General features: G+C 51.8%; 12 protein-coding genes. 10 read left to right on the top strand and 2 right to left on the bottom strand.

Translation table 11 applies throughout. The features are described from left to right. On the bottom strand, positions 1-1113 hold a 1113-nt coding region (locus NTW95_04705; GenBank protein ID MCX6556719.1), incomplete at its 3' end, for a sialidase family protein. 237 nt (positions 1114-1350) lie between these two features. Here NTW95_04705 and NTW95_04700 point away from each other — a divergent pair. From NTW95_04700 to NTW95_04680, 5 genes are all read left to right on the top strand, one after another. Continuing rightward, entirely contained in the window at positions 1351-4287 is a 2937-nt protein-coding gene (locus tag NTW95_04700) for a biotin/lipoyl-binding protein (GenBank protein ID MCX6556718.1), read from the top strand. An 18-nt stretch (positions 4288-4305) separates the two neighbouring features. Beyond that, entirely contained in the window at positions 4306-5790 is a 1485-nt protein-coding gene (locus NTW95_04695) for a hypothetical protein (GenBank protein MCX6556717.1), read from the top strand. A gap of 376 nt (positions 5791-6166) precedes the next feature. Next, positions 6167-7864: a hypothetical protein gene (locus NTW95_04690; GenBank protein MCX6556716.1), complete on the top strand. Its 1698-nt coding sequence runs from the start codon at positions 6167-6169 to the stop codon at positions 7862-7864. 34 nt (positions 7865-7898) lie between these two features. Then, positions 7899-8024: a hypothetical protein gene (locus NTW95_04685; protein ID MCX6556715.1), complete on the top strand. Its 126-nt coding sequence runs from the start codon at positions 7899-7901 to the stop codon at positions 8022-8024. Positions 8025-8094: 70 nt separating this feature from the next. Continuing rightward, the gene (locus tag NTW95_04680) at positions 8095-9063 is read left to right on the top strand and encodes an NAD-dependent epimerase/dehydratase family protein (protein MCX6556714.1); all 969 of its coding nucleotides are present in this window, start codon (positions 8095-8097) and stop codon (positions 9061-9063) included. On the opposite strand, the gene NTW95_04675 is transcribed toward NTW95_04680, so the two are convergent. After that, complete coding sequence (locus tag NTW95_04675) at positions 9060-9827, bottom strand: acyltransferase (protein ID MCX6556713.1); 768 nt, start codon at positions 9825-9827, stop codon at positions 9060-9062. The two genes, NTW95_04680 and NTW95_04675, sit on opposite strands and share 4 nt — an antisense overlap. 133 nt (positions 9828-9960) lie before the next feature. On the opposite strand from NTW95_04675, the gene NTW95_04670 reads away from it, so the two are divergent. From NTW95_04670 to NTW95_04650, 5 genes are all read left to right on the top strand, one after another. Then, positions 9961-11781, top strand: coding sequence for a carbamoyltransferase (locus tag NTW95_04670; GenBank protein ID MCX6556712.1), 1821 nt, complete (start codon positions 9961-9963; stop codon positions 11779-11781). Further along, positions 11781-12173 carry a hypothetical protein gene (locus tag NTW95_04665; GenBank protein ID MCX6556711.1) on the top strand — a complete coding sequence of 131 codons (393 nt, stop codon included), beginning with the start codon at positions 11781-11783 and terminating at the stop codon, positions 12171-12173. The genes NTW95_04670 and NTW95_04665 overlap by 1 nt, the downstream gene beginning before the upstream one ends. Positions 12174-12188: 15 nt before the next feature. Next, positions 12189-12347, top strand: a complete 159-nt coding sequence (locus NTW95_04660) for a DUF5989 family protein (protein ID MCX6556710.1) — start codon at positions 12189-12191, stop codon at positions 12345-12347. A gap of 9 nt (positions 12348-12356) precedes the next feature. Beyond that, positions 12357-13418 (top strand): radical SAM protein, encoded by a 1062-nt coding sequence (locus tag NTW95_04655; GenBank protein ID MCX6556709.1) that lies wholly within the window; start codon positions 12357-12359, stop codon positions 13416-13418. A 199-nt stretch (positions 13419-13617) separates the two neighbouring features. Then, positions 13618-15174, top strand: coding sequence for a glycosyltransferase family 39 protein (locus tag NTW95_04650; protein ID MCX6556708.1), 1557 nt, complete (start codon positions 13618-13620; stop codon positions 15172-15174). Positions 15175-15343 lie beyond the last annotated feature (169 nt).

Below are 15343 nucleotides of genomic sequence, written 5' to 3'. Positions count from 1 at the left end.
GGGATCAAAAATAGCGACGAACACGTCGCTGCTCACGGAGAAATCGGTCCAGGCGGCAACGGCTCCGATTGAGGAGCTGTAATCGATGCTCGGATGATAAGTTTGGTTGCTGCTGGTTAAGACCACCCTGTTTCCCACGCTTCCGTTGCGGATGATTAGGTAAACAATATTGCGGTTGCAATTGCGATAAATATAAAGGAAACCGTCATTCCCATAGGGGCAGGCCTCGGAAAAATAGAGGTTGTGATCATAGTGGTCGCCGGTATCGCTGAGCAACTGCGGACTTTGCCAGCTGCCGTTTAGATAGTTTGCAGCCCAGTAGCTGGACCCCTGCATATAATAAAAACAGGATAGAATATCGTTACTGGAATTTACCGCGACCACAGGCCTGAAAGTCCAACCATTGAGGTTGTCAATGATTTGCGGTGTCGTCCAGCTTCCATTGCCGTGGTCGGAGCTCATCATCGTGTAAAAATAGTCCACATTGGCGCTGGCCAGGTAGAGGTTGTCCTGCCAGACGGCGTATATTTCACCATTCGGTCCGGGGGCCAGGTCAATGTACTTGGAACCGAAGGCTGTATTCGAAATGTTCACCGGCCCGGACCAGCTGCCGCCGCGACCTATCGCCACGTAGGCATCAGGGAATGTCGAATTTCCCCGCTGCCAACCGACGGCGATGCGGCCGTTGGTCGTCGTCGTGATCGAAGGCGAGCCCATATCGTAGCCGCCGACCTGCGAAACGGTTATGGGCGTCGACCAGGAGCCTGTGTATTCGGAGAAGCGGACGCAATAGAACGCCAGATCATACCAGGCAGCCACGAATCCCCCGTTCACCCCCTTGGCGATGCAGGGATCGGCGTTGCTTCCCGACTGGCCGGGGATGCCGGCGGGGGTTGACCATTGCCCGTTGCGATAGATGGAGAAATAGACATGCTGGCCTCCGTTCGAGAACTTCTCCAACCAGATGGCACCGATTTCCCCGGATGAATTGATGGCGACGTGGGCATCTTCGGATCCAGCCGCTGAATTTGAAATGTTTTCGACGCTGGCGTAGGTAAGCCCGCCAAAAATAACTCCCCAAATTATTAGCAATAATATGGTTCGTTTTGTCATACCTACATTATAGAATGATCACAACTGCTTGTCAATAATTAATATAACCAACTTGAGTTTATATTGAACTTGACTATGTTTGGGAGCTGTTCCAGATACTTAGAAAAAATGGAACTGGTTAAGTATAGTATATTGACAAGTAATGCAATTTATGCAAAAATTAAATCTCTGTCTAATAAACTCTTTAAAAATCATGGAGGTTTTGTTATGAATTCTAGAAAATCAGGTGTGTTTGTTATGCTCGTAGCCGTTTTGTTCATGGTGGCGGCGTCCAGCGTGCTGCGGGCCGATGAGAATACTTTACTATCGGGGACAGAATGCCCCAAGAAAGTGTCCGTGCTCGTGGAGACGGTCAAAGCCAGTGCCTTCATGGACTACCAGTATTTTTCCGGTCAGGGAAAAGCGGCGATCATTGTTGTCACCAGCCCGGTTGCCGGAATGCTTTCTGAAATAAAAGTGAGCGAAGGCAGCTTGGTTGATGCAGACCAGGACCTGGTCGTATTGAACGCCGGCATGAGCGAAGAAATCAAAAAACTGACGGCCGATGTCGCCAATAAGAAAAAAACTCTGACCACCCGCCAAAGCTGGAAAGTAAAAAATGAAAAGGCCGTGCAGGTCGCGGCCAGGGATTATCAAAAAGCCCTGGACCTGTTGAATGAGAAAAAGGCCCAAGCCAACCTGATCATCAAGGCGCCGGTGGCCGGCATCGTCCACCTGGTGTTGGCGGTGAATAGTGAACTGGCCGTTGATGCCCTTTTGCTGGAAATTTCCAACCCGAAGCAGATGATCTTCCAGATCCCCCTGGCCGACGGGGAAAAAGGTACATTGGCGATCGGCGATAGATTCAGCGCTACTGGCGAAGGTTTGAGCACCGAGGTCGAGGCTGAAGTCGTCGCGCTCAGCGACGCCCAGGTCACGTTCAGGGTGAACAACGATGAAAACCAGGTCAAAGAAGGCGTCAACTTTATATTTAAAAAGCTGAAAAGCGAATATGCCGATGTCATCGTCATTCCCAGCCTGGCTGTGCAAAAAGACGGCCTGGGCACTTTTGTCTATGTGGTTGAAAAGAAAAAAGCTAAAAAACTCTATGTGACCGTCGGGGCGGCCGGGTCTGGCAAAACCATGATCGAAAAAGGGCTGGCCGCCGGCAGCGAGATCGTCGTTTCCGGATTCGACTGCATCAGCGACGGCAAAAAAATCAACAGCGTCAACCAGGATGAATTAGCCAAAGAAAAAGCCGAAGCGCTGGCCAAGAAAGAAGCCGATTTGTTAGCCGCGAAAAAAGCCGAAGCTCAAGCCAAAGAAGAGGCTGAAGCGAAAGTCCAGAAAAAGGCCGAAGCGCTAGCCAAGAAAGAAGCCGAGGCGCTGGCCAAGAAAGAAGCCGATTTGCTAGCCTCGGAAAAAGCCGATGCACAAGCCAAAGAAAAGGCTGAAGCGAAAGCCCAAAAAAAGGCCGAAGCGCTAGCCAAGAAAGAAGCCGAGGCGCAGGCCAAACTGAAAGAAAAGGAAGCGACTCAGGAAGAAAAAGCGGTTGAAAAGACCGAATGCCCGAAGAAAGTAGCCGTGACCGTGGAAAAGGTCAAAACTGAGCTTTTTCTGGAATTCCAATTTTCCAGTAGAGGGCAAGCAGAAGTCGTTGCCGTCAAAAGCCCGGTCAGCGGTTTGCTTTCTGAAATCAAGGTCAGCGAAGGCAGCCTGGTCGATGCCGGCCAGGACCTGGTTGTGTTGAACGCCGGCATGGGCGAAGAAATAAAAAAACTGACCGCCGAAGCTGCCAAGGCAAAGAAAATTTTGACCACCCGCCAGAACTCGAAAGTGAAAAATGAAAAGGCGATTCAGGCCGCGACGCAAGACTATCAAAAAGCCCTGGATCTGCTGAATGAAAAAAAGGCTAAGGCCGATCAGGTCGTCAAGGCACCCGTGTCCGGGATCGTGCACTTGGTCGTGGCTGCCGGCAGCGAGACGGCCGCCAATGCCCTACTGCTGGAAATCTCCAACCCCCGGCAGATGCTGTTCCCGATTTCCCTGACCGATTCTGATAAAGGGCTATTAACAATTGGCGATAAATTCGTTGGAACGACTGACGGCTTCAGCGGTGAAGTCGCGGCTGAAGTCGTTGCTGTCAGCGAAACCCAAGCCGTGTTCGGAGTAAACAATACTGAAAACCAGGTTAAAGAGGGCGTCATTTTTACCTTTAAAAAATTGGGAGCCGAGCATCCCGATGCCATTGTAATCCCTACTTCTGCCATTCAGCATGACAGCCTGGGCGATTTTGTCTACGTGGCCGAAAAGAAAAAAGCCAAAAAACAATATATTACCCTTGGAAAGAGCCGGGCAGGTAAAACTATGGTGAAGGGGCTGGCAACGGAAACGCCGCTCACCGGAAAGAGCGGGGAAGGCAAAACCATGGTTTTAAAGGGTCTGTCTGCGGAAACGCCGCTCATCATTTCCGGGTTCGAATGTCTGGCTGATAGCAAGAAAATCCGCATCGTCAACCAGGAAGAATTGGCCAAAGAAAAAGCTGAAGTTTTGGTCAAGGTGAAAGAAAAGGCAGCAACCGAGGAAGAAAACAAAGTTACCAAACAAGTAGTCAAAACCGAGGTGGCGGAAGCGAAGAAAACCCGCCTAGTCCTCAAAAACCGTTTCCGGGTTGGACTGATCTTCGGACGCTTCTCCATCAATGACAAGAATCTGCGGTCATTCTATCTCAACTGGTTCAAGAATATCCCGGGAATCGAATTTTCGTTCAATACTGTAAAAAATGTCGACTTCTGGCTGTCCTACAAGATTTTCAGTGAAAAACTGACAACCACCTTTTACGGCAATGAACTCAAATTCAAATTGGCGCCCCTTTCGATCGGTCTGCGCTACCGCTTTCCGAAGTGGCGATTCGTCGAGCCGTTCGTCGGCGCCGGTATCAATTATTATGCCTATTCGGAAACGATCACAGGCGAAAGCGACCTGGAAGACACCATGGGTAAAGCATTCGGCTTCCATTTCCAGGGCGGTTCCTATTTTGATATCTCCCAGAGACATAATATCTCCATCCTGGGAGAAATCTTTCTGAAATACAACCTCGTCAAAAAAACCTTGGTCGAACTGCTCCCGGATGGAACCGACCAGCTCGACCTCGGCGGATTTGAGTTTGGAATCGGCCTGGGCGTGAAATTTTAAGGTTTGGAGGAAACGTTCATGATCAAGAAGATTGTTTTTTTCATGGTTCTATTGGCGCTGGTCCTGCCCATTGCCGCCCAGACCATTGACCAGTTTCAGGTTCCCTTTGTGGGCGGGCAGGGCGAAAGCGGCGTCAAGTGCCCCTCAATCGCCACCAACTCACGCGGCGATATCATGATCGTTTTCCGCCAAAAGTTCCAGTCGATCATGTATTATTTCATCAAGAAATCAACGGGAGCGGTCACCCAGGTGAAGCTGCCCGGGTCTAAGTACAAGGACATCGTGATCACCAGCGTCGTGGCCACTGCCGACGACAACTTCCATGCCTGCTGGGGCGAGGTGTACGACACCAGCGGCATCGGCGTATACACCGCCGATTTCAACATTGCGACCGAAACCTGGAGCGCGCCCGAACGGATCTACACAAAGTATCCCGAGGACAGCCATCTGCGGGTCAATCCCGTCAACGACGATTTCGCTTTATGTGTGGTCTTGCGCCAGCCCAACTTCGCCAAAGACATTTATGTTCTTTTTCGCAAAAGCGGCCAGACAGCCTGGAGCAACGAGATCAACCTGAGCACTATGCCGACGCAGAGATCGGCCACCAATCCCTACGCCCATTTCGATGAAGCGGGCTATCTGCACGTGGTGTGGAAGGCGGACCGCGGGTCGGACGATCTGATCATCAATGCGGCATTGATCAAAAAAGACACTGCCGGGAACTACGTCGTGGTGGACAAGAAAGAAGTGACATCGAACTACACCGGCTGGCATTTTCTCCCCTCCATCGCCATGACCGGAACCAAGGGGATAATCACCTTCTGCTGGTCGCAGCAAAACGGATATTATTACCTGCCCTATGAGCGGAACGGCGACACTCTGGTCTTTGACCAGAGTAAGGTCATCAAACTCGTAAGTGCGCCGATGACACCTTGGTATACGTTCAATTCAAAGGCCGTCGCCCATGGCGACGAAATCATGTTCACCTATTTTGACCTGGGGCACAAACTGCAGCTGCTGCGTTATAAGGACGGGGTGTGGCTTGACAGCACGCCCATCACCCTGGGAGATATGAATATCAACAAGGCGCCCTTCCACCTCTGGGCCGATCCCAATCTCGGCCTCTGGGCCACCTGGTTCACCGAGGACCAGTACGGCGACGGCCATTCCTATTATTGCCTCTACAACTATCCGAAGCCGGCGATCCGGCCGCCAGTCAATGTCACCTATGTCAGGACGATGGAGCGGAGCCTGTTCCATGGCTATTGGATGTACGGGGTGAAATGGGAAAACAATCCCGACAATATCGCCAAGAACATAAAAGTGATCAAGTTCAACATTTATCGCCGGATCCATTGGAGCAGCGCCAAGTGGCTCGCCGTCGGCTCGGTCGATGGGACTGTTTTCTCATTTGGCGACAAGAACGGGATCACGGCAACTTCCGACTACGAATACGCGGTCACCGCGGTCAACGAGAAGAACATCGAAAGCCGCCTGCCTTAGGATGTAAGGAAGCACCAGTACTCGGTCAACGGTAAGCGAATAAAAAGCCGGCTTGATTAAAACGGCTTCCCCTATTTCATCTTCACTAACGAAAAGGCCCGCCCCTTTTCCCAGAGGGCCAGGCATATAGTCTCTAAACCTGCCGCATCCATGGTTGCCGATTCCTGGAGGTCCAGCCGCTGTTCAGCCATGTACTCTACCGGCACTGGTGGGCCGCGCCCGTATTTTCAATTTTGTTTTTGCTCAAATAGGCGCATCATTAGGCTGGCTGACTGAGAATGGACCGGTTAAGTATAGTATATTGACAAGCTAGACGGTTTGTGTGACAATTGAAAATCCTTATCCGGCAATTTTTTTAAATCTTGGAGGTTTTTTTATGAACTTTAGAAAAAGAGGTTTGTTTTTTGTGCTTGCGGCCGCGCTGTTCATGGCCGCGGCATCTGCTGCGCTGCGCGCCGGCGAGAATATCTTGCTTTCGGGGATGGAATGCCCAAAAAAAGTGGCCGTGCTCGTGGAAACGGTCAAATCTGGAATTTTTATGGATTACCAGTACTTTTCCGGCCTAGGGAAAGCGGAGATCGTTGCCGTCACCAGCCCTGTTGCCGGAGTACTTTCCGAAGTAAGGGTAGGCGAAGGCAACCTGGTCGACGTGAATCAGGAACTTGTCCTGTTGAACGCCGGTATGAGCGAAGAAATAAAGAAACTGGCGGCCGATGTCGTCAAGGCGAAAAAAATTCTGACCACCCGCCAAAACTGGAAAGTGAAAGATGAAAGGGCGGTGCAGGCCGCGGCCAGGGATTACCAAAAAGCCCAGGATCTTTTGAGTGCGAGAAAAGCCCAGGCCGACATGATCATCAAGGCGCCCGTTGCCGGCATCGTCCACTTGGTAATGGCGGCGAAGAGCGAACTGGCCGTCGGTTCGCTTTTGTTGGAAATTTCCGACCCGAAACAGATGATCTTCCAGGTTCCTTTGGTTGATACCGATAAAAGAACATTGGCGCTTGGCGACAAATTCACCGGCACTGGCGAAGGTTTGCCCGACAAGGTCGAGGCTGAAGTCGTCGCGCTCAGCGATGCCCAGGTCAGGTTCAGGGTAAGCAACAATGACAACCAGGTAAAAGAGGGCGTTTACTATATATTCAAAAAGTTAACGGGCAAGCATGCCGATGTTATCGTCATTCCCAGCCTGGCCGTGCAAAAAGACAGCTTGGGCGATTTTGTTTACGTGGTTGAAAAGAACAAGGCCAAAAAACTCTATGTGACCATCAGGGCTGGCGGGGAAGGCAGGACCATGATCGAAAAAGGTCTGGCCGCCGGCGAAGAACTCATCGTTTCCGGGTTTGATTGCCTGAATGATGGTAAAAATATCCGGCTTGTCAACCGGGAAGATCTGGCCAGGGAAAAAGCCGAGGCTAAAGCTAAACTGAAGGAACAGGAAGCAGTCGGGAAAGAAAAATTGATTGTACAACCTGAGATCAAGGTCGTTGCTCCCCCGGCAGAAGGGAAGCCTTCCATGGCAGTTGAAAGCCGTTTCCGGGCCGGTTTGGTCTTCGGACGCTTTCCGGTCAACGACGAGAACTACCGTTTGGTCTATCCCAACTGGTTCCGCAATATTCCCGGGATCGAGTTCGCGGTTCAGGTTATGCCTAAGACCGATGTGTATGCTTCGGCCAAGCTTTATGTCGACCAGGAAGAAACCTCCTATTTCGGCAACGCTATCAAATTCCAGATCATCCCCCTCTCACTCGGTCTCCGTTACCGCATCCTGAAATGGAAATTCATGGAACCCTTTGTCGGCGCCGGTCTCAATATGTACCTTTATTCGGAAACGATCAGCGGCGAAACCGACCTCCCGAATACCAGCGACAGCGCCCTCGGTTTCTATTTCCAGGCCGGCTCCTATTTCGACATCAACCCCGGCTTTATGAAAAACAGCAACATCTCCCTTCTGGGCGAATTTTTCGTCAAGTACAACATCATCAAGAAGACATTGGCCGAAGCGCTCCCCGACGGCACCGACACCTTCGACCTCGGCGGCATCGAGATGGGCATCGGTTTGGGCGTGAAATTTTAAAAAGAATAATTGTCGACGAAGCGGCAAGTAAATAATGGCCGGCGCGGTTAATGGGACCGTTTTCTCATTTGGCGACAAGAACGGGATCACGGTAACTTCCGATTACGAGTACGGGGTCACTGCGGTCAACGAGAAGAACATCGAAAGCCGGCTCCCTTAAAGCAAACTTTCCCATATCCGCGCCTTGCGTTCTGATTGGGATTCTAATAGAATCCTAGCATAGGGAAACCATGCTGACTCTTGTCACCGGCGCTTCTGGATTCATCGGCAGCCATTTAATTCGGGCATTAAAGACCGAAGGCTTTGAAGTCCGGGCCCTTGTCCACAAAACTCCTCTCGCTGAAACCCCAGGCGTCTCATCGGTTGTCGGGGATATTCAGGATGCAGAGGCATTGGCAAAAGCGATGGCCAACGTGGATATCGTGTTTCATTTGGCGGCTGCCGTCGGGTCGGTCGTCAGCAAAGCGCAGGCGTACCGGGAGATCAATGTCAACGGCACCCGGGCGGTTCTTGTTACGGCTCGAAAATCCGGAGTCAAGCGCGTTGTCCATTTCAGTTCGATCGGGGTCCTGGGGGCGATCGCGGCCGGAGAAATAGCCGACGAGGAATATCCCCCGGCGCCCAGGACGCTGTACGACCGGACGAAGTTCGCGGCCGAGGAAGCCGCTTGCCTTGCCGCCGCCGACGGGATCGACGTGGTCATTGTCCGGCCAGGCTGGGTCTACGGGCCGGGCGACCGCCGCACCTTCAAGTTCATCAACGCCGTCTGTTGCCGCAGGTTCGCCCTTGTTGCCGGCGCCAAGGCCAGGCAAACCCCGGTTTACATCGACGATCTTATCGCAGGTGTTTTGCTCGCGGCTCAAAAGGGGCAAACAGGGATGATCTATCACCTGGCCGGTGATGAGATCCTGACGGCGGCCGAGATGACGCGTATCGTAGCAACGGCCTGCGGCGTTCCCTGCCCGCACTTCCAGCTTCCTAAAAGTTTTGCCTTGGTTGCGGCATACTGTCTGGAGAAAGTATTCGCTTTGGTAAAAAAGGAAGCTCCCCTTAACCGCGGCAAGCTTGCTTTTTTTCTCGACTCGAAGGCAATGTCCTCGACCAGGGCTAAAAAAGAATTGGCTTATGCGCCGCGAATCGATTTTAGCGACGGTATTGCCCGGGCCATTGCCTGGTACCGGAAAAACGGCTGGCTTTAGGTTTTTTTTTCGTTCTGTGGCTCGTTGCGCCGGTCCTGGATCTTAATAGACCGGGCACCGCGAGCAAATGAATATTCCGGAAGCGCGGCGGAGACGACTGAACCGGCCCCGATAACCGAGTGGGAACCGATGCTTACCCCGTCAAGGACAATAACGCCGGCTCCGAGCCAAACGTCATCGCCGACGCGTATCCCCCCCTTGGCCAGCGAAGGCTGAAGCATGATGGGCATGGTCACGTCAACGAAACTGTGGTTGCCGCCGGCCACCAGGTAGCAGTTCCCGGCAAGAAAACAGTATTGGCCGAGAACGATTTCGGTCTCGGAAAGCAGGGTGCAATTGGCCGAGATGTTGCTGTGGTCGCCGAGGCGAATAGCCCCCTCCTTGCAGCTCAGGATCGCGTTCCGGCCGATGTAGGCTTGCTCGCCCACGCGGATGCCGTCGTTCTCCTCGCCCTTGGCATCGAGGACCGCATAGTCGTCGATGACGGTGCCGGCGCCGATACGAATCTTGTGCGGGTGGCGGAAGGTGAGGTAGCGTCCGAAAACGACCCCTTTGCCCACTTGACCCAACAAAGATGGATAAAATGCCTTTCTCAACGTGTAGCCGAATGCCCCCGGAATGGCCGACAAACAGGTCAAAAGCTCGTATTTCAGCAAAGCGCTGAACCCGCGCCGGCCCACAAAAATGTCGCGATATTTGCTGCCGAGCGACTTGCGCCCGTCGCCCAACTCCTTCTGAATGCTTCCGTAAACGTCCTTGGCCATTCCGCTCACCCGTTCAAATTTCCATCCATAAGGAATTTTAGGGGAATTATAGGAAATTGTCAACCAAAAATGATGGCAATGGAAATGCAGGCAAGCGATAGACGCGGCCGCCGTTTTTTGCTATAATGACGGCATGATCATCCTCGGTATTTCGGCATTTTATCATGACAGCGCGGTGTGTTTGCTCAGGGACGGCGAGATCGTTTTTGCCGCCCAGGAGGAGCGCTTTTCTCGAAAAAAACATGACGCCGGTTTTCCCGAAAAAGCTTTGCAAGCCGGCCTGGATTATACCGGGATATCGCGTGCCGATATCGATTTTGTCGTTTTTTACGAAAAGCCGTTCATCAAGTTCGACCGCTTGATGTCGACCTTTATGCAGTTCGCCCCGGCCGGCGTGCAAAGTTTTTTAAAGGTTTTACCGGTATGGGCCAAGGAAAAACTTTTCATGAAGGAGATCCTGAAGGAAAAAGTCGCCGCCCCGAAAGCCGAATTCCTTTTCACCACCCACCACGAATCCCATATCGCCTCGGCTTTTTATCCTTCACCCTTCGCCGAAGCGGCGATCATCACCGTCGACGGCGTCGGCGAGTGGGACACGCTGACCATCGCCCACGGCAAAGGCCGCGATTTCGAGGTGTTGAAGAGGATCACCTTTCCCCATTCCCTGGGGCTGCTCTATTCGGCTTTCACCTACTTCACCGGCTTCAAGGTCAATTCGGGCGAGTACAAGCTCATGGGCCTTGCCCCCTACGGCGAGCCGGTGTACCGCGATCTTATCCTGAACAACCTGATCGACGTCAAGCCCGACGGTTCGTTCCGCTTGAATTTGAAGTACTTCAGTTATCACACCGGCCTGACCATGACCGACCGCCGCTTTGAAAAATTGTTCAAGGTCAAGCGCCGCCTCCCCGAAACTCCGCTGCGCAAGGAAGACATGGACCTGGCCGCCTCCATCCAGGCGGTGCTCGAGGAGGTAATGGAAAAAATCGTCCTGACCGCCAAGAAACTCGTCCCTTGCGACAACCTATGCCTGGCCGGCGGCGTGGCTTTGAATTGCGTGGCCAACGGCAAGATCCTGAAAAAGCAGATTTTCAAGGATATCTGGATCCAGCCCGCTGCCGGAGACGCCGGCGGCGCCCTGGGCGCGGTGCTGACCGTCTGGCATAAAAAGCTGGAACACGAACGTAAACCGCAGCCGGGAAAGGACTCCCAGCGAGGGTCGTTCCTGGGACCCGACTATTCTCCCCAGCAGATCAAGAAATTTTTGGACAACAAAAACATCAAATACACCGAAGTTCCCCGCGGCCAGGCGCCGCGCAAAGTGGCCGAACTGATCCAGGCCGAAAAAGTCATCGGCTTTTTTCAGGGGCGCATGGAATTCGGGCCGCGGGCCCTCGGCGGCCGCAGCATCATCGGCGACGCCCGTTCCGAAAAAATGCAGTCGCTGATGAATCAAAAAATAAAGTTCCGCGAGTCCTTCCGGCCTTTCGCCCCCTCCATGCTCGAGGAGCAGGTCGGAGAGTATTTTGATTTCGACGCCCCTTCGCCCTACATGCTCCTGGTCTACGATGTCCGGGAGAAGTACCGCTGCCAGATGAAGGAGGAAGATAAAAAGAGAAAAGGGATCGATAAATTGTACATCAAGCGATCGTGCGTGCCGGCCGTCACCCATGTCGATTTTTCGGCCCGCCTGCATACGGTCAACCGCGAGGTCAGCCCCTATTACCATGACGTCATCAATGAATTTTTCAAGTTGACCGGTTGCCCGATCATTATCAACACCTCCTTCAATGTCCGCGGCGAACCGATCGTCAATTCTCCCGAAGACGCCTACCGTTGCTTCATGCGCACCAACATCGATTATCTCGTGCTGGAGAATTTTTTCCTCGATAAAAAGGATCAGCAAGCCTTGGTGAACGATTCCGATTGGAAAAAGGAGTTTCAGCTAGATTAATGAAACACACGAACGATTCGTCCAAAAACATACGCATTTTTTTAGTGTTGCTGGCAGTTTTTGCGGCCCTTATCCTCTGGCGGGGATTCAAGAACGTTGATGGGACATTGAAAATCGAGATATTTGCCGCCCTGGCTGTTGTTCTGGTATTTTTTATCATTCTGCCCCGTTTCTTCGCGCCGGTTTACAAGATCATCATGAGTGCTACCGGGTTCATCGGCAATGCGATATTTTTGATCATCGCCGCCACGGTATTTTTCGTCCTCCTCACCCCGATCTCCCTGATCATGCGCTTGTTCGGGAAGGCGTTCATGACCCCGCGTTATGACCGGGCGGCCGTTTCCTATTTCGAGAGCCCGCAAACGGTTCATGGTTACGACAAACAATATTAACCTTGGAGAAAAACAATGGCTAAAATCGGCGTTTTGAAAGAACTATGGGATTTCATTAAACATAACAAGAAATTCTGGCTGATCCCGGTGATCGTCATCCTGGTCTTGCTCGGCTTATTGATCTTTCTTTCGGCGGGAAGTCCTTTCGCCCCGTTTATTTACACCCTTTTTTAAGCGAAACCGGTGAATTTAAAAAAATACGCCGTTCTAGCGAAAAATATCCTGAAAGCCAACCTGGTGCGTCCGGACCACCCATACAAGCTCACTTTCGCGGTCACCAGCAAGTGCAACTACCGCTGCCAGACCTGCAATATCTGGCAGAAGCCCCCGCAAGACGAACTCTCCACGGCCGAGATCGAACGTCTTTTCAAAAAGGCTCCCGGTTTTTCCTGGATCGACTTGACCGGAGGAGAGGTTTTTTTGCGCAAGGATTTTCTGGAAATCGTCGAGATCATCCTTACTGCAAGCCCGAATCTCCTGCTCCTCCATTTCCCCACCAACGGCTATTTGACCGAGATCATCGTCCCCGCGGTCCGGAAAATCGCGCAGTGGAAGCCGGAAAAGCTTATCCTGACTGTCAGCATGGATGGCGACGAGGCGGTCAACGATCAAATCCGCGGGATTCCCGGCGGCTGGCGGAGGCAGATTGAAACCTTCAAACAATTACGCGAAATTCCAGGTGTCCAGACCGTCCTGGGCATGACCGTTTCCGCCTTAAATGTCGACCAGTTTGAAAAAACTTTTCAGGCCGCCAAGAATAAATACCCGCCCTTGAGCCATGATGATTTTCATGTGAACATCGTCCATACCTCCAGCCACTATTTCGGCAATACCGGCAGCGATTTGGTTGCCGGCATGGAAAAGGCCATGGCCGAGACGGTTCAGAACTACATACGTACAAGGACCTTTCCGCTGAACCCCGTCTCCTTTCTTGAAAAACAATATTTAAAAAGGGTGAACAAATTCCTGCAGACCAAGAAAACCCCCATCCGCTGCCAGGCCCTGCGTTCTTCGTGTTTTTTGGATGCCAGCGGCGGCGTTTACCCGTGCACGGTCTATGATCGCTGTCTGGGGAATCTTCGCGAATGGGACTATGATCTGTTGGCATTGTGGGATTCTGAATTTTCACGTAGCTTGCAAAAAGAGATCTGGGATTTCAACTGTCCCCAATGCTGGACCCCGTGCGAAGCCTATCAGAGCATATTGGGGTCGCTTTTGAGAATCGACCATGGCCGCAAACAATAAAAAAACAGCCGCCCTCCTTTTTCTGATCCTTTTGGCCGGGTTCGGGGTCCGCTTCTATGGTTTGGGTTGGGGCCTCCCTTATCACTATAATTCGGATGAGTTTCTTTTGGCCGCAAACACCGAAAAATTACGGACGACGCCATCGGTGGCGCGATTGCTCAAGGAAGAACGCAAATTTTTTATGTATCCGCCGGTTCTCATGTTTCTCAATATCGGCATGGTTTCCGCTTCTACCCTGTTTCGCCCCTTTGACCATGGCGACCCGACCAGCCTGAAGCTTTTTTACCTGTTTGCCAGGGGAATTGTCGCCATATTCGGCCTGGCGACAATTTTAATGCTCTTTTTTCTCGGCCGGCGCGTCTATTCGCGAAGCATTGGCCTGTTGGCCGCATTTTTCCTGGCCTTCACTGTGCTTCATGTCAGGGATTCTCACTTTTTCTCTACCGACGTGCCGATGACATTTTTCCTGGTGCTGATCCTTTTCCTTTGCTCAGATATTGTGGATAAAAAAAGGCTGAAATCGTATTTCATCACCGGGATCGTGACCGGCATCGCCATCGCCACCAAGCAGACTGTCCTGCTGGTGATCCCGGTGATCTTTGCCGCCCACCTGATGTCTATCTGGGAGGGTATGGGAAATTCTTTTTCAGAGCGCTGGCAAATCCTGCGCTCAAAGCAATCTCTAAAAAAACTCGTTGCCGGCTTCGGCGTCGCTACCCTCGTCTTCCTTATCGCCCATCCCTACGTGGTCATGAACCCGGCCGCTTTCCTCGACATGTCGGGAAGGACCTTTGAAATTCTAAAGGGAGCCACTCCACCCCAGTGGTCCTTCCAATTTACCGGCGCTACCGTCGGCTACTGGTTTTCCAATCTGTTCTTTTACTCGATGGGCCCGACTCTTGAGATCCTTTGCCTCCTGGGTCTCCTGTGGGCTTTTTTAAAGAGAAAATGGAAGAACGATGGGCTCATTCTCCTGTTTATGGCAATCTATTTCTTCAGCCTCGGCTTCGGCTACATGAAGTTCATCCGCTATGCCATTCCCCTCTTGCCTTTTCTCTGCCTTCTGGGCGCGCGCTTGGCAATGGATCTCTATGAAATGGCCAAAACGAGAATTCACCGTGTCATCGTCACAGTCGGGATAACCGTAGTGGCTTCCCTGTCGATGTTTTATACACTGGCCTATTTGAACATTTACAAACAAGACGATGTCCGCATCCAGGCCTCCCGCTGGATTCATAAAAACATTCCGCAAGGATCGACCGTCGTGTTCAACATTTCCTATGCCACGCCGTTGTTCGGCGAGATGTTCTTCCATCCGCAGTTTTACGACAGTTATACAGTGGGCTACGGCCAGGATTACTTTGTAAAAAATGATTTTTATACGCTCAAGGCCTTGAATTTTTTTACTTATGCTTCCGATTCTCTCAACCCGCCCGACAAATTCAGGAAATACATCAGGGAGAGGCTTGCCGATGCCGACTACATCGTCATGAGCGACGAGCAATCGGAGCAGTTTCCTTTTAGGGCGCGCGAATATCCGGCCGTGGTCCAGTTCTTCCGCAGGCTTTATGCTGAAAAATTGGGTTTTAGCCTTGTCAATACCTTTTCTGTTCGGCCTTCGTTTTTAGGAAAAACCGTAAATGACGACCGCTCGGAATTGAGTTTCCGCCTCTTTGACCATCCCAAGATCAGGGTTTTTAAACGAACCATCCCCAAAAAATTTGAACTATCAATTCCCTCGTCCCAAACGTTTTAGAAGTTTTCGGTTGCAGTTGCCGCCAGTCCCTTATTGCCTCATCTAAAAATCTACCTGAAATGCGATTCGTTGCCTCATGAAAAAAACTACCTGAAAAGTAGGAAAATGACATCCACAGCAGCAGGCAAGAGGCCTGGTGAGCGAGGTGTCAGCAATGGGGTTAACAATG

The sequence above is a fragment of the Candidatus Aminicenantes bacterium genome (assembly GCA_026393795.1).
GTDB lineage: Bacteria > Acidobacteriota > Aminicenantia > UBA2199 > UBA2199 > UBA2199.
Note: the sequence above shows the minus strand (reverse complement) of the source record. Positions and strands in the feature narration are given on the sequence as shown.

Coding starts and splice junctions, on each gene's coding strand:
- NTW95_04650 (MCX6556708.1), top strand. CDS start 13,618: ATGTTTCTCAATATCGGCATGGTTTCCGCTTCTACCCTGTTTCGCCCC.
- NTW95_04695 (MCX6556717.1), top strand. CDS start 4,306: ATGATCAAGAAGATTGTTTTTTTCATGGTTCTATTGGCGCTGGTCCTG.
- NTW95_04700 (MCX6556718.1), top strand. CDS start 1,351: ATGCTCGTAGCCGTTTTGTTCATGGTGGCGGCGTCCAGCGTGCTGCGG.
- NTW95_04680 (MCX6556714.1), top strand. CDS start 8,095: ATGCTGACTCTTGTCACCGGCGCTTCTGGATTCATCGGCAGCCATTTA.
- NTW95_04675 (MCX6556713.1), bottom strand. CDS start 9,827: ATGGCCAAGGACGTTTACGGAAGCATTCAGAAGGAGTTGGGCGACGGG.
- NTW95_04685 (MCX6556715.1), top strand. CDS start 7,899: ATGGCCGGCGCGGTTAATGGGACCGTTTTCTCATTTGGCGACAAGAAC.
- NTW95_04660 (MCX6556710.1), top strand. CDS start 12,189: ATGGCTAAAATCGGCGTTTTGAAAGAACTATGGGATTTCATTAAACAT.
- NTW95_04670 (MCX6556712.1), top strand. CDS start 9,961: ATGATCATCCTCGGTATTTCGGCATTTTATCATGACAGCGCGGTGTGT.
- NTW95_04690 (MCX6556716.1), top strand. CDS start 6,167: ATGAACTTTAGAAAAAGAGGTTTGTTTTTTGTGCTTGCGGCCGCGCTG.
- NTW95_04665 (MCX6556711.1), top strand. CDS start 11,781: ATGAAACACACGAACGATTCGTCCAAAAACATACGCATTTTTTTAGTG.